At 56.9% G+C, this 25,910-nt stretch carries 16 protein-coding genes and 2 pseudogenes; 5 read left to right on the plus strand and 13 right to left on the minus strand.

Annotation, left to right across the window (positions count from 1 at the left end):
• Positions 1 to 2: 2 nt before the first annotated feature.
• From OH491_RS09325 to OH491_RS09345, 5 genes are all read left to right on the plus strand, one after another.
• On the plus strand, positions 3 to 1,100 hold the full coding sequence (locus OH491_RS09325) for a TrbI/VirB10 family protein (protein ID WP_068772044.1): 1,098 nt from the start codon (positions 3 to 5) through the stop codon (positions 1,098 to 1,100).
• A gap of 22 nt (positions 1,101 to 1,122) precedes the next feature.
• Positions 1,123 to 1,665, plus strand: coding sequence for a hypothetical protein (locus OH491_RS09330; RefSeq protein ID WP_342750987.1), 543 nt, complete (start codon positions 1,123 to 1,125; stop codon positions 1,663 to 1,665).
• On the plus strand, positions 1,666 to 1,998 hold the full coding sequence (locus tag OH491_RS09335) for a hypothetical protein (protein WP_068772042.1): 333 nt from the start codon (positions 1,666 to 1,668) through the stop codon (positions 1,996 to 1,998).
• A 125-nt stretch (positions 1,999 to 2,123) separates the two neighbouring features.
• A complete protein-coding gene (locus tag OH491_RS09340; RefSeq protein WP_068772041.1) occupies positions 2,124 to 2,516 on the plus strand; it encodes a hypothetical protein in 393 nt (130 codons plus the stop codon).
• A gap of 103 nt (positions 2,517 to 2,619) precedes the next feature.
• Positions 2,620 to 3,399 (plus strand): hypothetical protein, encoded by a 780-nt coding sequence (locus OH491_RS09345; protein ID WP_068772040.1) that lies wholly within the window; start codon positions 2,620 to 2,622, stop codon positions 3,397 to 3,399.
• A 6-nt stretch (positions 3,400 to 3,405) separates the two neighbouring features.
• Here OH491_RS09345 and OH491_RS09350 read toward each other — a convergent pair whose 3' ends face one another.
• The 13 genes and pseudogenes from OH491_RS09350 to OH491_RS09405 form a co-directional block, all read right to left on the minus strand.
• Positions 3,406 to 4,281: an AraC family transcriptional regulator gene (locus OH491_RS09350; RefSeq protein ID WP_068772039.1), complete on the minus strand. Its 876-nt coding sequence runs from the start codon at positions 4,279 to 4,281 to the stop codon at positions 3,406 to 3,408.
• A gap of 215 nt (positions 4,282 to 4,496) precedes the next feature.
• Positions 4,497 to 4,892: a hypothetical protein gene (locus OH491_RS09355; protein ID WP_068772038.1), complete on the minus strand. Its 396-nt coding sequence runs from the start codon at positions 4,890 to 4,892 to the stop codon at positions 4,497 to 4,499.
• Between the two features lie 19 nt (positions 4,893 to 4,911).
• Positions 4,912 to 5,604 (minus strand): glycosylhydrolase-like jelly roll fold domain-containing protein, encoded by a 693-nt coding sequence (locus tag OH491_RS28150; protein ID WP_425429197.1) that lies wholly within the window; start codon positions 5,602 to 5,604, stop codon positions 4,912 to 4,914.
• Positions 5,605 to 5,610: 6 nt separating this feature from the next.
• A pseudogene (locus OH491_RS28155) lies at positions 5,611 to 8,215 on the minus strand (glycosyl hydrolase); the annotation flags it as partial.
• Positions 8,216 to 8,270: 55 nt separating this feature from the next.
• Entirely contained in the window at positions 8,271 to 9,410 is a 1,140-nt protein-coding gene (locus OH491_RS09370; protein ID WP_068772036.1) for a LacI family DNA-binding transcriptional regulator, read from the minus strand.
• A gap of 25 nt (positions 9,411 to 9,435) precedes the next feature.
• The gene (locus OH491_RS09375) at positions 9,436 to 11,325 is read right to left on the minus strand and encodes a polysaccharide lyase family protein (protein ID WP_068772035.1); all 1,890 of its coding nucleotides are present in this window, start codon (positions 11,323 to 11,325) and stop codon (positions 9,436 to 9,438) included.
• Positions 11,326 to 11,376: 51 nt separating this feature from the next.
• Positions 11,377 to 13,356, minus strand: coding sequence for a beta-galactosidase (locus tag OH491_RS28160; protein WP_425429198.1), 1,980 nt, complete (start codon positions 13,354 to 13,356; stop codon positions 11,377 to 11,379).
• Between the two features lie 6 nt (positions 13,357 to 13,362).
• Positions 13,363 to 15,312: pseudogene (locus OH491_RS28165) on the minus strand (rhamnogalacturonan lyase); the annotation flags it as partial.
• A gap of 137 nt (positions 15,313 to 15,449) precedes the next feature.
• Positions 15,450 to 17,099 (minus strand): DUF5597 domain-containing protein, encoded by a 1,650-nt coding sequence (locus OH491_RS09385; RefSeq protein ID WP_334319671.1) that lies wholly within the window; start codon positions 17,097 to 17,099, stop codon positions 15,450 to 15,452.
• Between the two features lie 55 nt (positions 17,100 to 17,154).
• Positions 17,155 to 20,985: a TonB-dependent receptor plug domain-containing protein gene (locus tag OH491_RS09390; protein WP_334319670.1), complete on the minus strand. Its 3,831-nt coding sequence runs from the start codon at positions 20,983 to 20,985 to the stop codon at positions 17,155 to 17,157.
• 76 nt (positions 20,986 to 21,061) lie between these two features.
• Complete coding sequence (locus OH491_RS09395; protein ID WP_342750991.1) at positions 21,062 to 22,438, minus strand: autotransporter outer membrane beta-barrel domain-containing protein; 1,377 nt, start codon at positions 22,436 to 22,438, stop codon at positions 21,062 to 21,064.
• Positions 22,439 to 22,872: 434 nt separating this feature from the next.
• On the minus strand, positions 22,873 to 23,415 hold the full coding sequence (locus OH491_RS09400; RefSeq protein ID WP_342750992.1) for a hypothetical protein: 543 nt from the start codon (positions 23,413 to 23,415) through the stop codon (positions 22,873 to 22,875).
• A gap of 76 nt (positions 23,416 to 23,491) precedes the next feature.
• Positions 23,492 to 25,909 carry a TonB-dependent receptor domain-containing protein gene (locus OH491_RS09405; protein ID WP_342750993.1) on the minus strand — a complete coding sequence of 806 codons (2,418 nt, stop codon included), beginning with the start codon at positions 25,907 to 25,909 and terminating at the stop codon, positions 23,492 to 23,494.
• Position 25,910: the final 1 nt, after the last annotated feature.

Consider the following 25,910-nt stretch of genomic DNA (forward strand, 5'->3'; position numbering starts at 1 on the left):
TCGTGAAACGCATTATCAAATTCATAAAAACCCCGTTTGGCAGCATGGCCGCGCTGCTGACGTGCGTTGCCATTGGCGCGTTGCTCATCCACGGCGGCGGCAACAACGAGCGCCCGATAACCGCCGCCACCGCTTTGTCCGCCCCGATGGAGCGCCACACCATCACCCGCGACGGTCAGGAACTCAAAATCCCCGCGCCGTCGCGACCGGCAGCACCGGCCCCCGAGCGCGCCGAGTCGGGAGAAGAGGCCGTTTCGCGCCCGCGCGCCGCCCGTCAGAACAGCGACACCGCGCCCGCCCGCCCCAAGTCCCCAGCCATTTTGCCCATCAGTCTTCTCGATAAAAATACAAATGCCACCGCCGGCGCGGATACCCCCGCGCCCTCACGCAACTACGCTCCTTACGGACGCCTCATTCCGTGCGAAACCGTCATCACGCTCGAATCCTCCCGGCTCGACACACCTGTCATCGGCCTCGTCACCGAGGATGTCTGGCACGACGGGCGCCTCATCATTCCCGCAGGCGCGGAAGTCCACGGGCGCGCCGCCACCGACCGCGCCCGCGAGCGCATCGCCGCCTCCGGCCAGTGGATTGTCGTCTGGCGCGACCGCACCACCGACAACGGCATGGAACTCGCCCTCAACGGCATCGCCCTTGACCGTGAGCGTGATGATACCACGGGCGAATTTGGCCTTCGCGGCGGTTCCGCCGGGCTTGCCGGGCAGATTATAAAAACCGACGATTTTCAGGAAATAAAACTCTTCGCCTCAACGTTCCTCGCGGGCATGGCGAGCGGTTTGCAGGACATGCAGGACAACGGTGCGCTTGCCGGCGCGGGCATCGCCATCCCGCAGGCCACCGCGAAAAATGCCTCCCTCGCCGGTACCGCCGACGTGCTCAACACCTACGCCGCGCAAATCGCCAAGCGCATCGAGGAGGACGGTTTTTATGTCCGCGTCCCGGCGGGCAAACAGTTTTATATTTATGTCACCCAAACCCTCGACAAGGCGAAGGCCGCGCGCGGCAACGGCTCCGTCAAACTCTGGCAAAAAACCGACGCCGAAAATCCCACGGACGCACCGGCGCAGGAGCGGCGCTGATTATTTTTTCACCATGACCACCATGAAAAAACGACAACTCCCAAAACTCCTGCCGGCGCTCGCCATCGCCGCCGCGCTTCTCAGCGGCTGCTCGATGTTTCGCAAAAAGCCTCCCGCCCCGCCTGTGCAACCTCAAGTCACAGTGGCCGTGCCGGTCTCCGGCACCGAACTTGACCTCGCGAACATCGAAAAAGTCCGCTTTGGCGACACGCTCAAGGCGTATCCTGTAAACCGATACGTCGATCCGCGCGACCCGAACATGCTTCACGAGGCGCACCTTGTTTATCGCAAGGAAACCGCCGCCTCGTGGAATCTCTCGCCCCACGCGCCGACCACCGTTCCGCTCGGCCCCGTCATCGCCGTGTCCGACCCCGCCGAAAAGCCGTCCCCTTCCAACGCCGACATCGAGCAGCGCATGAACGCGCAGACCCGCCTCATGGCCGCGCTCACCGAGCAGAACGAAACCCTTGTCGCCGAGGTCGCCCGCCTCAACCGCGAGCTTGCCCGCACCCGCGAGGTCCTTGGCAACGCCGCCAAATCCAACCCACCCGCAACAACACCATAAATGAATACGACACAACCACCGCCCGATCTCCCGCTGGCAAATCCCGATGCCGCGACTCCATCCGCCCCGCCTCCCGCCCCTCCCGGCGACCAGCCTGCCGCGCCGCTCGCCATCAGCCCGCACCATCGAAAAAACTTCGAGCAGGCCGAGGCCCACCTTCGCAAGATTTATGGCAAGTCGCCGCCCGCCGCCGACCTCATGCGCCTCTGGCTGGCCGGCGCGCCCCCCTGGGAAATCACCCGCGCCTTCGAGGAGTCCGTATTGAATATTTCCGGCAGCGACCTCATTCCCGACGACAACGGCCATTACAGCCAGACGCTTCTCGATTTATAAACCCGGGCGCCATCGTCCCGAAAAATGTTTTATTTTGGGCGAATCCCGCCCGCACAAGGTCAACCGCCTCTGGCGACCAGCCGCCTTGTTTCACCAATGGCTGGGACAACAACAATAAAACCATCATGTCACTCAAACAAGCCATCGCAGCACGAAAAGCGAAGCAGGACGAGACCGTCCGCACCAACCCGGAGATTGACGCCAAGGTCACCCAGTTCATCGCGGACAATCCCAAGCTCTACGAGTATTACAACGAAATGACCAAGGAGCAGCTTATCCGTAAGCACATGCTCTCGAAAATGCAGCGCAACGAATACACCCAGCAGCGTGACCAGGAAATCATCCAATGGGTGAACGAAAACCCCGAGGTCAAGGCCAAGGTCGAGGAGCGCATCAAAAACGTCCCCGCCGAGAACCGCCAGCGCGCCTTCGTGCGCGTCGCCAAGGACGAGGCCATGCGCCAGACCATGCGGCAGGGACAAGGACAGCCGCCCCCCTCCCAAGGCATCGGAGTATGATAAATTACGAATTACGAATTACAAATTACGAATTGAAACCAGTGGCGCAAAGGCGCGGCTTGGAAATTCGTCATTTGTAATTCGTAATTATCCCGTCCCCACCATGTCCTCCGGCTCCGCGTTTGCCGACGCCATCCTGTCGCTGTCGGCGGATTCCAACGATTCGGCTTGCGTCGCGCTCTTTATGCAACTGCTGCGCGAATCGCCCGGCTTGCGCTACTGGCTCGCCACGGTGTTCCTTGAACCGCGCACACGCGCGCGCCTTGCGCGTTATCTGCGCGACAAGGAACGCCCGCCGGGGCACGCCAGCCAAGGGCGCAATTTGCTCGCATGGCTGGCCCATGCCAACACCGCACTCGAAACCGACGCTGCCGGGCTCGCTCGCGCTCGCGCGCCGGCTTCCGCCGCGCCCTACGGCGGGCTCACGCGCGGCCAGATCGCCGGACTCATCCGTCGCTGCCAATCGGGCGGCGAGGGCGATGTCGCGCTCGCCTCGTTCCTGCTGGCCCGCGCATGGCGGCAGGCTCCCGCTGGCGCGCCTCCGAACACCTCACTTTTGGTGATGGGCGGAATGTTTTTGCAGGCAGTGTTTGCCGGCGATGCCCCATCGGGGCCGCTCATTCGCCATCTCACCAAGGCCATGGAGTTTTTCCACGGGCATCCGCGCGGCTCCATCACCCGCTCGCACTACGGCCATGCCAGTTGGTGGAAACTTTCCGTGCTGCATTACATGCTCAACCATCCCAGGCCGCGCTATCGCACGCGGGATTTTATAAAACATCTGGACACGCAAAAAATCACCGTCGATGCGAAAGACCTGCGCCGTTTCTGTAAAAGACACGGCATCGTCAGGGATACTCGCCCCGGCAGGCCAAAGCTATAAACAGGTTCACTGATGTTTTTTCTTGGAAAGCAAACGTCCGTAGAAGGCGCGAAGGTTGCGCGACAGGTGGCTTTGGTCGGCAAAGCCTGCCTGGGTGGCTATCTCCGACATGCGCATGCCTCCGCGTTGCAAAAGCTCCAGCGCACGATGAACACGCTGTATGAGGATGTATCGCTGCGGGGCATAGCCGGTTGACGCCTTGAATTTGCGACCGAAATGGCTCCTGCTGATGCCGGCGACACGGGCCAGTTCCCATATTTCGAAGCGCTCTGAAATATGCTCGTTTATCCAGTCATGGACGAGCTTCAGTTGCATATTCTGCAATTCCGCTGATTTTTGCACCCGCGCCTTCGCGCGTGAGCGTATTCGGATGAGCTGCGCGCCCAAAAAGATGCCGGCCACCCGCAGGTGCAACGGATGCAGCCGGTCATGCTGGCGGCAAAGCTCGGCCATGAGCAGCACAAGGCCCAAGGTCAGCAAATCGCAGGCAAGAAGCTCGCCCCAATGATGAATGGCGACATCCTTCCAGCCGTCGTTTGGCGATATCTGCGCCATAAAAGCCTCGCTGATATACAAACAGACGAGCGGGGCGGGAGCATACCATCGGAGGGAATGGGGCAGATTTTTCTCGATAAAGCACACCTGCTGGCCCGAAACCCGCCGCTTGCATTGCGAGCCGTCGGCCATGCGCCATGTAATCTCTGCATCGGAGCAGGCATCCAGCATCAAAATAAATTGATGGCGGTCGTGGATATGTTCCTCCCAATAGTGTGCGGGATGCACGGCATAGCCGATGTCAACGGATTCGTCGTTGATGCGAACAAGACAATCTCCGGCGGGGTAAGGTGGATTGCGGCATGTGGAATCGATGGGCTGCGGCATTCTTATTTTTTAATTTCCTGTATTTACTCCCAGTCCATTGTAATATTCGGCTACGGGATAGGAATTTCCATGTCATATGATAAGACAAGCGGCATAGGATGGATGGAGCATGCGGAATACCTGGCATCCCGCATGGGGATTTAGTGTCTCGTGGGAAACGCCTTATTCATTTTATCCAAACCAAGGCTTTGACAGGGATAATTTCGCTCAATTTGTCACTTCGCCTGAACCGGACCGATATTCGTTATCTGACCATCCTTGGCGGTGAGTTTGAGCCAATACCAGTAGTGCGCATTCGCATCGGGAACCTTGTCCGTGTAACTCGTTACCTCTAATTTCACGGATTTCACACCGACGCGGTTTCTCGGGTTGGCGCTTGTATTGCGGGTGATGTTGACGGCCCGCCATTCGCCCTTGGGCAATGTCCAGGTGAGTTTGACCGTTTCGCCATCGCGCTCGGCCTTGAGGCTACTGTCCGTCGCAACGGCGGTTGCGGTCGAAGCGGGCTTCTTGTTTGACGGAGATTCTTTTTCAGGAGCCGCATACGCGGTTGCTGAAGATACGGCGGCTGCGATGACACTCAGTATGAGGAGTTGTCTGATAGTATTCATGGTGGCGTGGGCGATTATATTATTTCGATGGCTTTAAATTTTCATTCGCGTTACGGGTCGCGCGTAACTGGACTGGGCCGAGCAGACCCGACTGGCGGAGTCGGTCACTGGGTTTGTAGGGGTTAAAGGTCGCCCATGACACGCGCTGCGATTCCGGCAATCCCGAGTCCGCTATCAGTCGATTTGCCCAGGTGTTGATGATCTTTACCTCAAGCCGGTTTTTCCCGAGGCGAAGCACCTTGGTCACATCCACCGCGTAAGGTGCCTTCCACAGCGCGCCCAAATCAACTCCGTTCAACGTCACCGAGGCCACCGTTTCCACGCGACCCAGATCAAGCATCACATTCCCGTCCGGCATCGCCGACAGGTCAAACTCCTTCGCATACGTCGCCGCGCCGGAGTAGTTGCGGACACCGGAATCGGAATGCGCCGTCCAAGAAATCAACGCAGGAAATGCCAACTGCTCTGGTGCGCCGGTGCCCGGCTGGAATCCAACCTGCCACGGGCCTGAAAGTTTTTCAAGACGGGAATTTCCCGACAAGACCGGGAGGCGTTTTCTTTGAGCCGGTTCGTCGCGAAACACGACAAAGAGCGAGGCATTGGCTTCCAACTGAAGCGGCACTTCGATGCGGTTCTGTTTCGCACAGAATCCGGGCAGTGCGGTGATCTCCCCCGTTTCGGGATTCCATGCCTGCGGAACCCGTCCGTGCACCCGGAATTGCCCGGCAAATGTCGCGGGTTTTACGCCACGGTTTGCCACAAAATAAATGTCTTCGACGTCGGTGCGACGGTGCGCGAATATGATTTTTTGATCGGTGGATACCGCTTCAAAATCTTTCGGCACCCCCAGTCCATTCAGAATTTCAGCCGGCGTGCGCCCCCAGACCACGCGCCCCTTGCCGGTCGCATGCTCGCCTGACGTTCCCATCCGGCCCGTCCCCCACAATTCATCGGCAATTTTTCGAACCTCCGCGTCGCCGGCAGCACCATCGGCGAGGCTGCGCGATCCGACGGGTTTATTTGTTGCGAGAACGACCGCCCCCTGCGTCACCAGTGTTTTCAAATGGCGGGCGGCGGCGAGCGTCATGCGATCACCGCCCGCAAGAACCAACACGCTGTAGCTCATTCCGCCCGGCATCACCACGCGACCATCTTTCACACCGGCCATGAGCAGGGGCTCGTCTCCGCATACGTCGTAATCATAACCGTCCGGTGGAGCGGGCCGCATCCGCGCCGGGAAAATTTTCAGAGGGACATCATTTCCCAAATGATAGAGCAGATCAATCACCGGCTGTCCCTGACGCATCATGTGCGAGGACCGGGCGAGCATGTTCCAAAAACCGCCGCTATATTCCCACCATGTGTTGTGCCGTTGATACGGGAGATAATAACTATCCTCCGTAACTCCGGGCTTTCGATCGTCCCAGGGCTGATGCACGTAGGCGAGCACGACAAAATAGTTGATTCCCAATGCCAGCGCGTTGTCCGCGAGGGGTTTTATTCTTGTCAGCGTAACGTCGGCGGGACTGCCTGTGAACGCCTCGGCCGCCGCGAGCGGAAGACCGTAGAGGTGAGCGGCGGACGATGCTTCCTTGAGGTCGAGCGTTCCGTCGCGCTGGCTCAGCCAAAATTCGGACATCGGAATATCGGTGCGCCCCTTGGACTGAATGTTATCGACCGGGAGGCAGGTAGCGATGCCGGGGGCTTGCGCCATCACCGTCATGCCGTTGGCGTGGCAGAGTCGTTGAATTCCCGTAGTAGAGATCGGCAATCATGTCGGCGCATGTGCGCCGCACGTCGGTAAGAAACCGGTCCGATTGCTCGCGGCTGCCCACCACGCGTCCCGCCATGCTCGGCAAAAGGCGCCGCAAATCATAACCGCGCCTCGCCTGAAACTGTGCGGGAAAATCAGCCGTCCAGTTTTGTGAACCGGTCTCGGCGCTATCAATGTGGATTCCCGCCAGTCGCGCGCCTGGAACACTTCGTACTTCATTCAAAATTTTCCCGACATAATTGTCGAACTGCACCTGCGCCGCTTTCGCGCTCATCTTGTCACATTCCAGTCCCTTGCTCTCGGGGCGGCTGTGCTTGGTCGATGCTCCCGTCGCGGTGTGGCCAAAGCGCAGGATCGTCCACCGGCCGGGTGGCGCGTCCCAAACCAGCGTCCCGTCAGGGTTGAGCCGGTTGGTCAAATCAACGATTTTCGCCGGATCAATCACCTCGTGCACGGCGTAATCTGGGGTGCGATCAGGATCTGCGAAGTCGATGTAGTTTGCCGATTTCACCTCCCATTGATCAATGCGTGCTTCGCCCAATAGCTCGACGCTGCCGATGTGCAAATCGTCATCCTTGTAGAGCTTGTTGGGCCCCCAATCATGAAGGTTCAAGCGAAAGAATCGCGCCGTCTTTGCCGGAAAAGCCAAGGTTTGCCGTTGGCGTCCGTCGAGTTGGAGTCCGCGCTGTGGCAGTGTGCAGACGAACTCCCAGTGAATCCCGTCATCGCTCGCCTCCAACTGGCCGAGGGATGGATGCGGATGCACGCCCTGCCCGTAATTGTCATCGCTCCAATTTCCGGGAAGCTGCGTGGCCATGATGAGGCCCTTGGTGTTCGGCCGTTGCGCAAACACAATGCTGCGTGCCGTAAACGGCCTGCCGTAGTCGATTTGAATCAATGTCGGCTGGCCTTTTGGCAAAGGTGGAATGCGGACTTTCTTGCCGTCGCGAGCGAACATCGTGGCCAAATCAAGCCCGGCCGGTTTGCAGGTAAGGACGGGCGGCTGGGCGGTTTCATTTCCAGCCGGTGATGGATAGGCCAGCACCGCGACATCCCGATAGAAGCCATGCATCGTCGGCGGTTGTGGCAACTTTCCGGAAAACGTGCGCCCGCCATCAATCACAATTTCGCTGGAAACCAGCCGCTGCAAACCAAGCTCCGGCGTGATCCACGGCCCTCCGGCAACAAAGCCGGGCCCTACATTTAATTCCAAGGACATGCCAAGCCGCGCACACTCGGACGCAGCAAACCGGACTCGCGTCATAAACTCGGGCGAAAGGCTCTTGTAGGCATCGGGCGCATCGCTGAAGACCTGCTCGTAGATAACCACACCACCGAAACCGACGCGTTTCATCGCTTCGAGATCCTGTGTGATGCCATGCTCCGTGGTGACGGACTCGCCCCAAAACCACCAAATAGTGGGCTTGGCCGATGACGGCGGATGCATGAATGATTCCGGTTCCAAAGCCGCAGCGGGCATGGTGCCAACGAGGGCCAGCAAGCAACCCAGCAACACACTTGTTTTCATTTTTGTTTCTTTGCGAGGCATGACCGTCTTTGGGCAATGATGTTAATGATATATTATATACTTTCCGCCCCAGCCATTACTCCGCCTGAACCAAGCCGATATTGGAGCTGTGACGGTGTTTGGCTTGGCTGGCGGGGCCATGCCAGCGCCGCGATAAAAGCTCGGATGCGCGCACAGTCGGACCATCAATCCATTGCGCCGGGATAAGCGTGGTCGATGGATGTTCCGAAATACCATATTCGTTGCGGTAGATTTGTCCGATAACCTGTTCAATGCCGCGCGCGCCGAGCAGCCAGGGCTGCTGGTCGATGCTCGCACAGGCAATGCCGGGATTTTGCGTTGTATTCAGGCAAAAGTATCCGTGTGTCGTCGCAATTTTTGCACCGCACTCGCACATCCAATCCATGACCCTGGCATCAATGCACAGCACAACATCGGGATTGTGTTTTGTAAACCACGTCGAAAACGCTGTGCGATCAATCACGGGAACGATAAGCGTGGGAACTTCCGGGTTATTGTAATCGTAACCGCTTTTGAACATCCAATAGGCGTCACCCCAGCGATGGAGCAGTCGCTCCTCGCCATATTGATTGAGCACGAGACCGGGCCGCCGGTAACCGAGCGCGTGCAGGCGGTGGAGCACCATGTTCATCGCATTGTAATGATTCGGGCAGATACTATGAAACGCGTTCTCGCCAATACTAAAGTCTGCGTAGAGGCATGCATAACGCGACCAGTCGAAGTTGTTTATAGTGTTGTGGTTTTTCACCGGCAGCAGGAAAACGCCGGATATGCCGCCTTCATGAAACATGGAAGCGAGTTGTTCCTGAGTGGCGGCGCCACTATGGCGGCGAGTCATGTCGAAAGTTTTTATTTTGAAGCCGAGTTGTGCGGCACGTTCGCTGGCGCCTTTTACGATTTCACTGATATAGCAAGCCGGACCGAACGGACGGTTTTTCGAACCATCAAGGTCAACGAGAGCAACCACACCCTGAAACGCGGTTCCTCGTTTGCGGCGCATTCCGGCCATGACTGCTCCGGTAAGCGGATTATGCTGGTAGCCCGCGGCCTTCGCCGCTGCGTGGATGCGTTTGCGGGTTTCGGCTTTTACGCTCAGTTTGTTGCGCAAGCCTTGCGCGACAGTCGTGTGCGAAAGACCGAGCACGCGGGCGAGATCGCGGACTGATGTGGCGCTTGAGATTTCCTTGGGTTTCACGTTAAGGTTTGGCTACACGGTGTTTTTATGGCGCGGCTAATCGTGTTCCTGCGGCTTCCAATCGCAGATAGTCGTATTGCGTGGTTCCTGTCTTGCCCTTTCCCATTACTTGCGAAATGGCGATGGTATTCGTTCCTCGCTTTAACAACCCGGGTGGGATTGCAATGCGTGTTTCCGCGAATGGGCCATGGCTGCCAAGGCGAATCGGCGCATGGGCGGGGTGCGGCGTTTTATACGTGCCTATCTGCGTTCCGTTGACGGTGACCATCAACGTGCTTTCCGAGGACGCCAATGCGATATACAACGATGCCGGCGCATCTTTGGCAGGCTTGTCGGCCAGCGAGAATTTGATCGTCCATGGCGTCGGCCCGAACTGCGCATAATTCCAATCCTTGCGCCAATCGCTCTTGCCCACGGTGTAAGTCAAACCGCTTTCGGACTCGGATCTGGATTTGGCGAACGTCGCCCACTGCGTATAATTAAACGCGCCGTTGTGAAATTCTTGGGAATCGCGGTCGGGGATGCCGATTTCCCACAGTGTGTCCGCCACCCGTGGCGGCGTCCACAGCACAGTGCCCACATCCAGCGCCTTGCCCGCGCTCACTTCGATATTCGCTTGCTTAAAGGTGCCGATATTTCCCGCGCCAAAGGCCCACAGATGGTAAACGCCGGGGAGCACGTGCGGAATGTTGAAGCGTCCGTCCGCAGACGTTTTTACCCAGAATTGATACGTTCTGCCCTGCAACTGGAAATCGGTGCCGTTGTCGTCCGGCGCCAAGCCTATCCATGCGCCAGCGGCTATCGCTGCAGGGTTGCCGCCATCGCTCACCTTCAATGTGCCACTGACCGTGCCCCGCCCCGATTCCTGCACATAATCAGCATTCTTGAACCAGCGGTAAGGCCACGCTGACCGTTCGGCCACCGCTTGCGCCTGTGCGTCGTGCCACAGCGATTCAACGACTTTGGATGACGAATCGGACGCCGCGCCCTGATAACTGTTCGCATAGACAAAGAACGGGCCGTAGGTCTTTTTGAAGACGTTGCCGTCCGCCATAATCAACTGGGTGCCTTGGCTATAGTGTGAGCCATTGAGCATATTCAACAGCGCATGGTTCATGTGTCCGGTCAGCTCCCGCTTCATGGGGCCGCCGTTGTAATACTCATGGCTGGGAATCGTCATCCAGATGCCTACGCGTTTGCTGGTGCTGCTCCAGCCCCACACGTTGAGGTCGCCCAGGTCCGCGCTGTAGGAGTATTTGCATTCGAACTGGCCTGCGTAAATGCCGCTGGTCAGCAAGGTCACCTCCTTTGGCGCACCCTCCACCGGCACGGAGGCGACCATGTCTTCCAATGTCGGCATTTTTCTCTGGCGCAGAGCATCGACACTGAGCCAGTCGAAGATGGGACTGATATACGCGTTCGAGCGCCACTCGCCGACGTCGGCGCGGGGGTAGGTCGCAGGGTGATTCAGCATGGCAGTCGCGTAATAGCCCTGTGTGCCGCGTTTCAGGCTGTAATAGATGTCAACATCCATGGCCGCGTCGGCGGACTTGCCGGACCAGGGGCTGTGGACCTTCACTTCCGCATAATCGCCATGGTTGGAGGCAGGATCGGCAGTCACCATCGCCGTGCCGTGCGGCCCTCCATAGGCCGGCGTATTCCAACTCCAGTAGAATCTGCCGCCGCCGTGACCGCCCTCGAACAGGTTCATGCCTTGATAGATAAAGCTCCTGACGGAGGCATCCGTCTTGTTGATGCGAATCGCCACGATTCCATTGTCGAGAACAATGCTGTCGCCCTCATCCTTGAGCGACACGTCGGGGCCGTTCCCGCTGCCGCCACCGGGGACGTTGGCAAAACAAATGCTTGATGCCAGCATGCACGCGGCGACAAGAACAACTCGGATTATTTTCATGTGTCTTTGAATATGGGTTAATTAATCGTATTTTGCGCGTCAGGCTTGGTCTCATTCGAGGACCTCGACTCCATTGGATTCGAGCTGGAGTTTGCCGCTCCATCTCTTGCCGGACAGGACGCCCTTTTTCTGTCCCTCGATGTCGATCTCGACCGACTTGCGGTTGGTGTTGACGTAGAGGATGCGACCGTTGACGACGCGGGCATAGACGCCCTCCGGCGTCACCGGGCCGCGCTTGATGCCGAGTTCCTGATAGAGCTGGCGGTAAAGGGGTTGGAGGACGGACGGCTGGGTTTGGGCGGCGACGTAGATTGCCTTGCCTTTGCCGAAGCGGTTGACCGTGACAACCGAGGGTGATCCCTCGGTGCCGGAGAAGCGTGCCAAGACTTCCGCCGTGGATGCTTCGAGCACTTCGTAGAAGTTGATAGAGGTTTTGAATTCGACGCCGTTGATGGCGCCGGTCAGCGGACTCGGATTATTGTAGAACTCATGGGTTTTTAGGCCGAAAACGTCGCTGAGATTGCCCGGCAGAGGCGTGTTATACCATTGGTTGTTCTCGGTGACCTTCGCCGACGATGCCGTCATGACGACCGTGCCGCCGTCCCTGACGTAATTGCGCACAGCGTCGGTGGCCGCCTTGCCCATCAGATATTCGCCGGGGATGACGAGCAGCTTATACCGGCTGAGGTTTTCATGGCCGATGTTGATCACGTCCACATCGATATTGTCATTATACAACGGCGCATACGAATTGTGCTTATGATCCATGTAGGGCGTCGTATAGTAAGATTTGACCCTGTCCGCCGCCTGCCTCGATTCCCATGAATAGGAGATGGCGATTTCGGGATTCATCTCGCGCGGAAAGCCCAGTTTCTGCATCGTCTGAAACTCGCTGGAGATGACGCTCCATTCATCGAGTTTCCATGATGGAGTGTCGTCGTGGTCGAGGAGGCCAAAGATAGTCTGTTCCTCACCGCCGAGGTGGCTGTTGAAAGTCCATGCCAGCACGGCTTGCCCGCCGTTCAGCAGGCCCAAATAACTGAGCATACGCGAGCGGCCCTTTTCGCCATAAAATCCATCACCGCCCGCCTGAAATTCGTTGAACCAGACCGGGGCTGACATCGCACCCTTCATCATCATGGTCTCGAACGCGCCATGGAGCGGATTGGTTGCGTAGTATCCAAAGGCGCCATGCGTGGCGTATTGGCGGTAGCTCGACAGCCAATCGAAGCCGAGACGCGGCCCGTCGGGCCACAGATTCGAGAGTGCGGGCTTGGAGGGCGCATGGTTTTGGCGGATGGATTCGAGGTCTTTCAACAGATTAATTGCCGCGTCAGACCAGAACCGGCGCATGTCGAGATAGCGCTCGTTGGGACTGGAGCCATCCGGCATGCGGATCTGATCCCAGTCGGTGATGTTGCGCGACCAGCGTTGCGTCGCCCACGCCTTGTTCAGGACCGGCAGGTCGCCGTATTTTACCTTCAGCCAGCCGATGAAACGCTGTCGGGCAGGCTCCGAGAACGACCTGTAACCGTTGCCCATTTCGTTGTTGTAGCCGATGGCGATGACGGCCGGGTGGTTGCCATAACGCCGGGTAAATATATCGGCGAAGCGGTGCAGCAACCGGCGGTAATCCGGATTGGAAATATCGACCATATACCGCCTGGCCGGGTAAAGCGCCGTGCCGTCTTCCTTGGCGAGCGTGGCACCCGGATACTCCTGATGCAGCCATTGGGGGGCGATTGAGCCGCCGATATCGAGGACGACCTTGATCCCCGCCGCCTGCATCTGGTCCATGACCGAATCAAATGCCTCGAAGGTGAACTCACCGTTTCTCGGCTCGTAATAATCCCAGGACAAGTCGCCCATGCGCACGACCTGCAATCCCGCCTTTATCATGCAGGCGATGTCGAGCTTGATCTGCCCGGGCGAGCGATCCACCGGCTGGTAGTTGACTCCGACAAATAGCTGGCCCTGGCCCGCCCAGTCCGCCCGGTTCTTCGCTTGCGGCGACACATTGAGGCCGCCCACGGTCAATTTCCGGGTGATGATTTTCGGAGCCGGCGGCGTTTTCATGCCGTCGCCGAGATAGAAGCTCGGATGCGGCGGCTGATTATACGCGGTGTTTTGCCAAGCAATGGCGACGCGATACTGGGAGTCGTGCATGAGCGTCACCAACCGTTGCTCGGTGGGATACGGCGTCGCGTAGATGCGCAGCGATTGATGATCCGCCGCCGCCCAGATCACCTCTTCGCGCCAGTCGCCAAGAATGTCCCCGCTGAGCACGGGCGCGCCCTTCGCAACCACACCATCCCCAGTCAGCAAACGCTCGGAGCGCTGCTCCCGCCAATTCCACTTGTTGATGATGGTGTTCTCAAGTTGCTCGCGCAGGAGATCGCCATCCCACCAGATTGCGAATTTGTTCGTTTCCGGCTTGATCGTGCCGATTGAGTTGCCCTTCACGTCGCGCACATGGTCATCCGTCGCGCTCCAAGATTCCGCCCCAGGGTAACGCGGGTCGATGTCCATGATGATGCCGCGTCCATTGTCGCGGTCGCCGGAGGCGGTCCACAAAATCTTACCGGTTGCGAGGTCGATCATCGCCGTGACTATGCCTCCATTTTTGGAGGGCTGTTCGTGGACTCCGAACCGCGCAAGCCCCCGATTTGACGGGTCAAAGTCGCCGACGTGAAGAGCGTCGCCGTGTCGCAGTCCGGCCGACCAGAATCCGGTGCCGTTGTCGTCGAGGACCATCGATCCGTAGATGATCTCGTCGCGCCCGTCACCGTCGATGTCGGCGACGCTGAGCTGGTGGTTGCCTTGTCCGTCGTAGGCTTCGTTGCCGGACGTTGCGCTGTCGAACGCCCATCGTTTTGTCAGCTTTCTGTCACGCCAGTCCCAAGCCGCGATTGTCGAACGCGCATAATAACCGCGCGCCATGATGATACTGGGACGTTGCCCGTCGAGATAGGCGGTGCCCGCAAGGAACCGGTCGGATCGGTTGGCGTAGCCGTCACCCCAGATCTCTTTCAATTGCTCCGCCGTCGGCGCATCCGTGCGCGGATCGCGTGGCGGCCAGTAAGGTTCGCTGGCCAAGGCCTCGCCGGTCAGGCCATCAAAAATCGTCAGATACTCAGGGCCTTTCATGATGCGTCCCTGCAAAGGGGCGACCATGCGCCCATCGGCCTTTACCACGCCACCGGTCTTGTCGGTTGATGGTGTCTCGCCTCCGGGTTCCCGCCAGTCGGCGTTAGGGTCACCGAGGATCTTGCCGGTGCCATCTACAGTCCCGTCGCTTGTCCGCACTGCCATTTCCGCGCGCCCGTCTCCATCGTAATCGTAAACCTGAAACTGCGTGTAGTGCGCTCCGGCGCGGATATTGCGGCCCAAATTGATCCGCCACAAGCGCTCGCCGTCCAGTGTATAGGCGTCGATATAGACCTCGCCAGTATAGCCATCGAAGGCGTTATCCTTGGAATTGGCAGGGTCCCATTTCAGGATGATTTCGTAACGACCATCGCCGTCCAGATCGGCGACACTGGCCTCGTTGGCCGAATAGTCATAGCGCTCCCCGGTCGGTGTGACGCCGCCGGGAGGGCGTTGGATGGGGACGCTGAGATAGCCGCTCGCCCAAACCGCAACCGGCCCGCTCGTCTCGATGTCTTTCCCCTCGACGCGGGTTCGGATCACATAGGTCGATTGCAGCGTTCCGGCTTTATCAATGATGTTTGTGCCTCCGCCCAAGGGGCGGGCATTTATCTTTTTGCCGTCTCGATAGACGTCGAATTCCGTCTTTGGCGCATCTGTCGCCAGCAGGCGCCAGCTCACCAGATTACCACCGTCTTTGGCCGGCACGGCTACCGCGCCTCGGTCCAGAAATTCCATCCAGCGTGGAGCCGGTTCCGCGCTTAATCCCGAGAGAAGTCCGAGTGTCGCCGCACTCAAGAGCAAACCTTGGCGCAGTCTGTATTTGCATATCGAAATCATATATTTCATACCTTTCATTTTTATATATGCCCTCCTTTCACAAGACGAGAGGACATCGGCCCCATGCGGAGACATGCGGAAGATAAGGCGGCCCGTGACCCTCCAAACGGATCGACGCTTATCCGTCTATTTTTATATTATTTATAGCGATAGAGTTTGATTTTCTGGATGCCAAACTTCTCCGGCGGCAGACGAAGATAGCGTCCCTGGCCGCTTTCATCGCCATTGAGCCAGCGACCGCCGACCCACTTGCCATCGGCAAATTCACCTTCGACGATCTGTTCGATGCCGACCCGATAACCTGATTTGACGGCATCCGCGAACCTTATGATTACGCCCCTGCCGGCGGCCAGAAATTCATCCTTGCCGGTCTGGATGATCAGGCCGCCATGGGCGGCGATATCCTGTGTCTCTTTCGGGGTCCTGGAATCGACCATGGAAACCGTGAGCGTGTATCCACTCAGATCGAATATGCGCGGCTTTTCGTCCAGCACGCCTTCATAACTCAGCGGTGCCCTGAAGCCGCGAATGGTGCCCCTGCCCTGATGGGCGAGAATGATCGGCGCGATTTGATGCAGCACCCGGAATGCGTCCGTCAGGGCATGGGTTGAGGGATTGGGCAGCGTTTCAATGTGAAATGGCGCAAAACCGATGCCCTCCAGTTCGCCCAGAGTATAAAACGCGTTGCCGCCGGCGTCGGTCCTGCCGGCCCGATTGGCTTCGGGAACGAACACGGGATTGTCGGGGCGCTTGAACTGATCGGCCCAGTAAACATAGTTCGGGAAATAGGCGTCGAGGCCGATCAGGTCTATATCCGGACCTCCTGCTTTCCAGATGTCGAACACATGGGGAATGGGGCCGGCGCTTGGATACTGACCGGGCTTTTGGTCGGGACGATTAAGCGCCCCGTTGACATACATCGGCAGGTCGTAGGCCGCCTTGCCAGCCTTGGTCAGTTCATTGGCGAAGACCGAAAACCCCCAGGCCTGAAAGATTTCCTGCGCCTCGATACTGTCGCCAAAGACCTCCGACCACGTCCCTGCGGTTTTATAGCCCTTGTCGGCCCAGACGGCGCGGACATAGGGATGAAGGCTCGATTTGTTCTTTTGCAGGTAATCGATCAGGGACTTCGGAACATTGCCCTCAAAGGCTGCCTGCGCCTGGGGGCTGTAATCGCGCACGACCGGCAGCATGCCGATCTCGTTTTCAACCTGCACCATGACGACAGTGTGATTTTTATCGAACGTCTTCAGGTGAGCCATCAGGGCTCCGAATGCACGCTGGTTAGCCTTTAAGGTATCCGGATCGTAGGGACTCAGGATGTCTTGCGGCACGCCTTTGTTGTCCTGGGCCTTCGCATAGGTTTTATAGTCGTGCTTGATATAGGGTGGCGCGTAGCTGGACATCGAATTTTTCCACGCACCGAACCACAACAAGACCACCTTCATATTATTGGCCTCGGCCTGCTGGACCAAACCTTCGAGCGGCGCGAAATCATAGACTCCTTCCGTTGGCTCAATCTGGTCCCATTCGACCGGGGCAATGACCGTATTCAGGCCGATGGTCTTGAACGTCCCCCAATGAGTGTTCAGATACTTGAGGTCCGAGGCAGTCGAGTTGCCGAGTTCGCCGCCCAGAATCAACATGGGTTTGCCATCGACGATCAGTTGCGTGACCGTGCCCTGCTTTTTCAGATGCGGCGCGTCGGCGGCGACAGCGCCGGGGGACGCGGCCACGGCAAGGCCGGCGAATACCATAGTTGCTATGTGGAATCGTGTTTTTTTCATGATTGAGGTGTCGGATTGGCTGAAGTTTATCGAAGTGATTTGGAGCTCGTTTCGATTAGAAATCGAATGTTGCTGACAAAATGAATGTGCGCGGATCAACGATACGATAGGAGGCGACAGAACCGTCATAATTGACCGCCACTGGCCGAAGACCTCCATCCTCGAAAACATCAACCACATTAAGCTGCAATTTCATGCGAACTTTTCCAGACATAATCTTGGTAGTATAGCTAATCCATAAATCCGTGTACCAGTTCGCAGAATCGTAAATCGGCCGGTTGACATCCGATCTATCAATATAGTTTGGGATGAGCGTATTTGCACCGCTGGATCGTCCGTAGTACCCAATGACTGATCTGTCTTCCCAACGCTGGCTGCCACCCACGGCAAATCCCTTCAACGCCGATTGGGTGAAAACATAATTCGTCAGGAATGCCCAGCGAAATCTGCGCTGTCCTGGCGCGAGCCTGCCATCAAGATCAATCGCCGTATTTACTTGGGGAAGAACCACGTTGTTGAAGTAATTTCTGACATTCGTGCATCCGTCGGTGCGGTCGATGCCGATTTCTGGAGTAAAACCGTAGCTGCCCCAGAAATTGGCGAGATTCACATTCCCGCCGCTGCTGGTTGTATAGTTTGCGTATTGCTGATATTGAGGCAGAAGATAATCCGCGGCCCTTGCATTGTCCCATGCGGGGCTTCGATGCGCATACCAAGCGGTGTATTCCTTAAGCACGTCGCTGTATCTGGTCTCTTGCTTGCCGCCGGTCAGTTTCATCGTCCAGTTTGGAAGCGGGTTGTAGGTGACCTGCACTTCAACACCCTTGGCATTTGCAGTTTGTGATGCAGCCGGGGATCCAATCTCACCGTAATAATTGTATGATTGTTGCCAGATTGTCGCCGTGGCGTCCTGGATTTCCTGCTCGTCTGCCGGTGTGAGCGTTTGTCCGCCAGCCCAATTTGCGACCGTTGGATCACCGAACTTGTTAATGAGCGCAATTTGGCGCGCCCACTTTCTGAAGGACGTGGTATCAAGGTGATCCTTCAGGCGGGTAATCGCGCTGCCACCAGTTATGCGCTCATTGTCATTTGATGCCTCAAACCACGTCACGCGGGCAAATAGCTTGTTTTTAAACAGCGAAAATTGGACGCCCCAGTCTGTGCCCTCTCCCGTGGGTTTTGGGAGCGGCTTGCCAAACAAGTCCACTTGCGCGGCATCGGGCGCATTAAAGTTGTCTGATTTGTTATAACTAACGCCAAAACTGCGGACAAACTCCCACCATAGGGAACCGCGATCAGCACGGCTTTCTATCGCTTCCCAACCTTGGAAAGGTTTCAGAACGCCACCAATTGTGCTCGTGGTGCCGCTCAACTCATCCCACGGCTTCCAGCGTGAAAATACTTTGTCGATTTGATAAACACCGTCCACCCATTTTTCGGCGTTGGTCAGCGCCTTGGATATTACGGTCTTAGTGACAGGATCGGTAATGGCAGCACCTTCCTGGGCTATTGCTCGTGCGCGATAATCATCATAACGAATGCCCAATGTCGTTATCAGCCTCTCGGCCCACCAATAGCTGGTGATGCCACCGGACCACGACGCGAGCCGTCGTTGGTTCCTTCCCGTGGTTTCGCTGCGAGTCACCAAGCCCGTCGTCATCGAAACCGTTTCCCATTGGCTGGTGGCGTAATTATAGACAGTAATATCACCGGTGTATGCATTGCGTCCCCATTCGCCGGAAGCCTGTGTGACCGTGCCATAGGGATCTCCGGGTTTGGACAAGTAGTATTGGCGCTGCAAGGCATTCTGCTGGTAATTCCAACCGGTAGGCGTGCCATCCGCATTATTCTGCGGATTGTTCATAAAACGGTATTGGCCGGCGATGTCGCCACCCACAAATTGAGGCCGTTTTCTATACAAAGTCTTGGTTACATCCTGATAGGAAAACAGACCTAAAATCTGATGACGCCCCAGCCATTTCGTCCAATTTTTATTTTTTGAGAAATCGGGAGTGAAGGCAAGCATCGCGCGATAATTGTCCGCAGTTTCAGAGTTCACGTATATTTCCGGGTCCTGGTCGCGAACAAAAACCTGCCCGAGATACGGATTCAAGGAGCCGTCCGGCAATCTCACGTTTGTATCCACATAGAGTGTATTGACGTCCAGCGTCGCAACCGTGTGGCTCGAAAATGAATCGAAATCCTGACGGAGCCAGCCCGCGCTCAAATGCAAAAGATTTGGCAATATTTCCTGTTCCAATTCCAGGTTATAATTGGTGTTTCTATCATTGCCATAATTCATCTGAAGCGTGTTGATCTTCTCCCAGTTGTAGATTTTTTTGTCCGTCACGCCGGAATACATGTATCCCGAGACATCGACCGGGGCCGACCAGCCGCCAGAGGCCGTGGTGATGGAGTTATAGGCGGCATCCCAGACTGGATTTCCGTTGATATTATCAGCAGGAATGGCGTTTGGATAAGCGGGAGCGACTATCGGCCATGTGTCCGCATTTGCCGCCGGATTTGCGCCTTTGCCCCATTGAGTGCGGTATTGAACGGCTTGGGGAGTAAACCAGGCAACCAAATTGCCATCGGCAATCTGCATGACTGTGCGGCCGAGATTCGGTATGCCAGACGCGATGCCAGGAACAAACAATATGGAATTGGCGTTTGTAAACGCCCCCGTACCATAGATGGCGACGCCATTATAGCTGGATTCCGGAACGTCGGAGGCGTTGATTACCACATTCCATTTGGAAGGATCATAACCTGGCAGTGATTTAATATAGTTTCTAGTCGCATCCGTTCTCGGCGAACGGGCTGACATGGCAAAAGGCGCGCTTACGGCCCCCGTGTCCAGCGAGGTGAAAGTCCCTGTCGCGGAGTCGTAAACCGGACGCCCGCCCTTTACCCATTCGGTCACAAAATCGCGCGGCGTCATCGAGTTGGGCCGGCGATTGTCATTCGTGTAACCTTCCACGCTTGCGCGAAGGATTGTCTTCTTGAACGGGCGGTAGGTGATCGCGCCATATTGGCGGCGTGTAATATCGTAGGACGGCTTTCGCTCGAATTGTTGGTCATTATATACAAATGCGCCATAGACAGCCAAGGTGTCTTTTATGAGAGACTTGTTGAAATTAAAACTGGCACGGGTTGACGCACGATCATCAACACGGAATGATGCCTGTGCGGTGTTTTTGTTTAACAGGGCCTGAGCGGTGCTTTGATTTACGATGCCGGCGGGGCTGCCCATGCCAAACAACATGGAGTTTGGCCCGCGCGAAATTTCCAGTGATGCCGTGTTGTAAGAATCGAAGGGCACCTGTGGATTGGCCGGATAATAGTTCAGTGCCGAGCCGGGCACTCCCAATCCGCGGACACGATTGGCGGTCGCATTGGTTTGCACGATTCCGGAGCCGCCACTGTTTGCCGCAATCGTGTCGGCGACACCATCGCTCCGGGCTGACAATATCCCCGGCGTATAAGTCGAGGAACCTTCGGTGTTCACCTCGTAACGAAACACATCATTGATATCCAACGATGCAGTGTCTTCCATCTGCTGCTTCGTAATCACCGATATGGATGCGCCCAAGTCGGCGATATTTGTCTTCATGCGGCTGCCAGCGAGGGTGTTCTCGGCAAAATAGCCCTTTTCTTTTTTTGAATCCACTTGGAAAGGCGACATCACGATTATGTCGTCGGAGGGCCTGCTATCTGTAGTAGTAACAACCGGGACGCGGGGATGAGATTCGGCGGGATCTGTATCGGATTGTTTAACAGCCTGCGCCATCACCAGCGAAGACGATATTAACATGCCACTGGCCGCTGCTATTAGATAGTGATACAGGGCGGGGGGATTTTGAGATGCGCAGGGCATGGTTTTCATTATTGTGATGTTTGGAGTCACTATACGTTGTTGTTGTTGCTTTGGCGGAGTTTCACTCGGATATCGTCCCGTTTTTTTAGAAACGGTATCCGACACCGGCGCGCACGGAGATGGTTTGATCGACAATGATATTTGAGTCGTTGCCATAGCTGGCAAAGAGCGAAAAGCCGTTGGTGTAATCGACGGAAAAACCGCCTTCGATGCGCCAGCCGTCGCGATCAAGCCTTCTGGCCAAAACTTCGATGTCGCGATCCAATACGTTTGCCCTGATATGCCGATCACCCCCTTCGGCGTCATGCATGTAGAAAACATTGAGGAAGGGACGGATTTGCGCCTTGCCGCGAAGGATGTCGAAAGTGCGAGAGAAGCGGAAACCGGCGGAGAGGAGTACCGCCTCCGCGCTTTGTTTTTCGACGTGGATCGGCACGAGAGTATCGCCGGTTTCAGTGAACGGGTCCGCGTGCCACTTTGTGTAGGCGACGGCGACGACCGGCGCAATGTCGAGGATCGGCGTGGGAATATTGTAGGCGAGTTGGAAACGGAAGCCGGAGTGCTTGCCGTCGGTGTCGGCCTTGGCGTAGCTGCCGAGACGGGAACGGACGACGCTGCGGTCGGCCGAGTAGTCGTCCATGCCGTAGAATGCGAGGGCATCGAGTTGGAAAGCGGCTTTGCGGAAGCGTGCGTAGAGCGCGCCGGTGATGCTGGAGGAGTCGCCACTGCTACCGGAATCGTCCAGGCGATAATCGGTGTAGTTGTAAGATAGGACGGCACCGGCAACAAATCCAGGTGCGAAAGCACGGTCCGCGCCGAGATAAAAATCGTAGGGTTTGAAATTGAAGTATTCGTTGTTGGCGGTTGTCGAAACAGTGGACTCGGAGCGCGAGGCTTGCGTCCAAACATTGAACTTTTTCGAGGCAGCGTCCCCCGCTCCGCTTACGCTGAGGCGGTGCGAGACACTTTCCCCAAGCGCGGACGCGGAGATGAGCGCGGCGGGCCACCACGCTTGGTAGGCTTGCGGGCCGAGCTGATTGAGAACCTGTCCATAGGCGCGCGCGGTGACCTGCGCATCGAGGGAGAGAATGAGTTCGTCAGGGATGATGTCCATGGCGTCATCGACGATGCGGGCTATGCCGAATTGGTTGGCCGTCAGGCCGGAAACCGAGGCGAAGGGAGCGCGGTCAATCGAAATCCATATTTCAGTCTCGCTGCCGGCAGCCGGGCGGAATTCGTATTCGGCGATGGAGGTGAGTGAAAACGCGTTCTGGTTCCAGTTCGAAAAATCGCCGGTGATGGCGCCGGTGATAGTGGCGACTTTATACTCCGCGGCGCGCAGTGCGAATTCGGAACCGGCGCCGATGCCGACAGAAAGTTGACCGCCGCTTTCTATCGCAAGATTGCCGGCGATGATGAGCTGGTTCCATGTGGAATTGTCGAAGAAATAGAAGTCGAGCATCCCCCCATTTCTGAGAGTGACGTCGCCGTTGACAGTAAGCGTGCCCGCAGTGTCGATCGTTGTGCCGCCGCCGCCAAGCCGTCCAGTGTTTTCGAGAACAACATTTCCATTGATGCGGCCTGTGCCGCCTAACCTGCGGTCGCCAATGGTGGATACGCTGCCGTTGTGGATGCCGTTGATGAGAAGGGTGCCCGATTGACTCTGCTATAGATCTCCGCGCTATCACGATTTGCGAATTCCACAACACCGGTTGTTCCAATAACGATGACATCGCCGTCGCCCTCGCCGAAACGAAGCGCGTTGCCCCAGCGCGTGTGGAGTAGAGCGTGCCGGAAATGACGGAAGAATAACTAATGGTGGACTCGGTGTTGCCAAATGTCACGAGAGTGCCCTGCTCGGAATGCAGCGAATAAATGTTCGGAGACGCGAGGCCTTCAATGAAGTGGATTTCCGAGCCGGTTTGCATGCTGACCTTGGCACCCAAAACCGCCGCCACGCGCCGTCAACCAGTTGCCGGTGGCCGCAGTGACTGTGATGCGCGTGTGGTCCCCGAGGGTAAGGTTGTAGGGGATGTCATAATTATTGCTGTTGTAGGAATAAAACCCGGGACCGTCCAATTCGAGGTCGAGCCAGCCGCCGCCGGTGCTTTGGAGCGCGATGTTTGCAACGCCTGTGGAAGGCGTGACTGCGAAGCCTCCGATCTTATATGAAACGCTTGAGGCGCTGGCAGAGGATAGGACGAGGTTTCGCGAGGTGCCGGTGGCTAGCCACTGAACGCGGTCACTGGAGCCGGGAATGGCACCCGAACTCCAATTGGCGGGATTGAGCCAGTTTGAGTCAACAGCGCCAGTCCAGTCAACGGTGGCGACAGGGCGGCTGGCTTGCGCGACTGCGCGGGGAGCGCCCCCAATAAAGACAATGGTGGCGGCGAAAACAGCGACGACGAGCGCCGAGGCGGGTAAGGGTTGTTGTTTCATGACGGCGAGTGTTGGAAGATAAAGTTTCGTTTATGTTAAAAATGGCGCCCCGGGGCATTTCAGTGGAAGTTGGCTTTTATGGCCACGGCGATAGTGGTGCCACCGACATAATGGCGAACCGCGCGGTCGTAGCGTGTGTATTTTTCCTTTCATTGAGGATGTTTCGCCAGTCGAAGGACAGCGTCCAAGTATTGGAGAACTGCCAGTTGAAACTGACATCCCAGCGGTCGCTCGGGGCGACGTAAACACCGTCGTCGCCCATGCGGAATGTGCCCTCCTCGACGGAACCGACGCTGGTCGGATTGCGGCGCAACCAGCTATCGCACCAATAGTAGGCCACCGTGGCATACCAACTGCGCGCGCGATAGGTGAGGCGCGCGTTCAGCACCTTGCGCTTCATATTGAGGATTTCGATATCGCCTTCCGGCTTGGCATAGCTGAACGAACCGTAGAAATCGAGGTTCTGCAATGGGGACGGCAGGAACTTAAACTGTTTGAAATTCTGGCGATAGCTGAACTCGTAGCCGCTCATCTTGGCGGTGCCCACGTTCTGCATGGTTTGCACCCAGACCGGATAGTCAGTAAACCAATCCAGAAGCCCGGGCATTATGTTATCCGCCCAGCCCGTGGTCTGGAGGATGTAGTCGTCGATCTCCTTGTAAAACCACCCGGCGGTCACCACGCCGGAGTTGGGCAGGTAATATTCAACACTGAGATCATAATTGGTGCTGTATTGCGGCTTCAGCGCGATGTTGGCCCGCTGGAAGGTGTAGTACTGATTATCAGCATTAAATGAAAGCGAGTCGGAGGGAACGAGCTTGGTCATGTCAGGGCGCTGGATCGACGTCGTGTATGCGGCGCGCAGGATGAGGTTCGCAACCGGCTCATATTTCAACTGCGCGTTTGGAAACCAATTGTCGTAGGAATTTTCCCCGCGGGCGATTTGATCGCGAACATCGACACCTGTGACCAGGGTCGGCGGCGTCGTGCTCCAGTCAATTCCGCGCGACCAGCCGGAAGTCTCGACTTCCGTGCGTTCATAACGGGCGCCGGCCATTATATTAAAGTTGGCTATCTGCCACGATCCCATGAAATAACCGGCGGCGACGGACTCGGAGATGTCGCGTGTGTAACGGGCCAGATATGTGTAATAATCGGCTTCGTTTCTTGTGAACATGTCCGGATTATTATAAAAATATTCCGTGACTTTTTGCGTGCTGATCCAGTTCGGGATCACCGAGCGGGAGGCGTCCGAGGAATCCAGGAAATTAGGATCATAAAACTCACTGTAATTTGGCGTGGAGGAGTTGATCTTGAGATTGTAATCGGAGCGGAGACTGTGCGTCTTGCGGTTCCAATCGACATAAGATCCGCCGGCCCGGAGCGCGAGCGGATGGCCAAACAATGTCACCGGCGCCATGACGTTAAATTTGCCGCCGTTGCGACGGTCGGTAAGGAGCTGGTCATAACTTTGGACCAGCAATGTGGTCCAATTGTCGAGGTCGAGCCAGTCATTGGTGGAAGTTGCGTCTATCTGGGTAATTGTGGCGCCATCCTCATGGCGCGCATCGCTCAACACGAAATGGCCGAGCGGGCTTTGGAGCGTGATGCTGTTGATGCCATTGGCGCCTTTCGTAAACGCGCGGGACATGTAGCCGTCGTAGTCAAGTTTGCCCCACGAGAATGTGTGCTTGACGCCCGGATTGACAGACCAGTTTTCATTATAACGTCCCTGCGAGGGAGCGCCATTGAGGGACATCGACCAATAGCCGTTGATATCCATCGTGTCAAAATCCGAGTTTGCCGCATCATACGTGCTTCCCCCGACCCTGCCGATGCGCAGGCGATGATAGTGGCTGTTCAATTCCTTCCCGTCATTATATGATGTCCGCAGGAAAATGGAGGTGTTGCGGGAGAGTTTGTAATCGAGATTGAGCGAGGCGGTGCGATATTGATTGCGTGAACTGCGCTCCGTCATCAGCCAGTCGTTGAGGAAACCCTCCGTGCCGGCGGAGGGAAGCTCTCCGGAGGGCAGCGAAGGGTAGGTGTCGCCGAATTCACCAAGCTCAAAGCTGTAGCGGTAATTTTCGTAGGCATTAAGCGTGAACGAGACGCCGAGCGTGTTGTTCAAAAACGCCTCGGAATAATAAAAATTGAACCCCGGCCCCCATTTGCGGGACGGCTCGGCGCCACCGGCATTGGAACTGCCGAAGTCGAGCGCCTTGGTATTGAGGTTGAGGTTGAGTCCGAATGAAACGCGGCGGCCTTTTTGGTCGAACGCGTTTTTCGTAATCATGTTTACAACGCCACCGCTGGCGTTGGCCGGGGATGAAGGGGGAGGCACTTTATACACCTCGATTGTTTCCACGGCGGCAATCGAAAATGTTTTCAGCGAGACAGCGCGGTCGTAATCATCTATTGCGCTGAGGCCGCTGTTGGCGAGGACGTTGCCATCGGTCGTGAAGGTGGTGGCGTTCGGGCTGATGCCGCGCACA

It is taken from the genome of Termitidicoccus mucosus (genome assembly GCF_038725785.1).
GTDB classification, from domain to species: domain Bacteria; phylum Verrucomicrobiota; class Verrucomicrobiia; order Opitutales; family Opitutaceae; genus Termitidicoccus; species Termitidicoccus mucosus.

Excerpts from the sequence above, each read along its gene's own strand:
- OH491_RS09330 (WP_342750987.1), top strand. The coding sequence starts at position 1,123 with ATGAAAAAACGACAACTCCCAAAACTCCTGCCGGCGCTCGCCATCGCC.
- OH491_RS09335 (WP_068772042.1), top strand. The coding sequence starts at position 1,666 with ATGAATACGACACAACCACCGCCCGATCTCCCGCTGGCAAATCCCGAT.
- OH491_RS09340 (WP_068772041.1), top strand. The coding sequence starts at position 2,124 with ATGTCACTCAAACAAGCCATCGCAGCACGAAAAGCGAAGCAGGACGAG.
- OH491_RS09345 (WP_068772040.1), top strand. The coding sequence starts at position 2,620 with ATGTCCTCCGGCTCCGCGTTTGCCGACGCCATCCTGTCGCTGTCGGCG.
- OH491_RS09350 (WP_068772039.1), bottom strand. The coding sequence starts at position 4,281 with ATGCCGCAGCCCATCGATTCCACATGCCGCAATCCACCTTACCCCGCC.
- OH491_RS09355 (WP_068772038.1), bottom strand. The coding sequence starts at position 4,892 with ATGAATACTATCAGACAACTCCTCATACTGAGTGTCATCGCAGCCGCC.
- OH491_RS09375 (WP_068772035.1), bottom strand. The coding sequence starts at position 11,325 with ATGAAAATAATCCGAGTTGTTCTTGTCGCCGCGTGCATGCTGGCATCA.
- OH491_RS09385 (WP_334319671.1), bottom strand. The coding sequence starts at position 17,099 with ATGAAAAAAACACGATTCCACATAGCAACTATGGTATTCGCCGGCCTT.
- OH491_RS09390 (WP_334319670.1), bottom strand. The coding sequence starts at position 20,985 with ATGAAAACCATGCCCTGCGCATCTCAAAATCCCCCCGCCCTGTATCAC.
- OH491_RS09395 (WP_342750991.1), bottom strand. The coding sequence starts at position 22,438 with ATGCTCGACTTCTATTTCTTCGACAATTCCACATGGAACCAGCTCATC.
- OH491_RS09400 (WP_342750992.1), bottom strand. The coding sequence starts at position 23,415 with ATGAAACAACAACCCTTACCCGCCTCGGCGCTCGTCGTCGCTGTTTTC.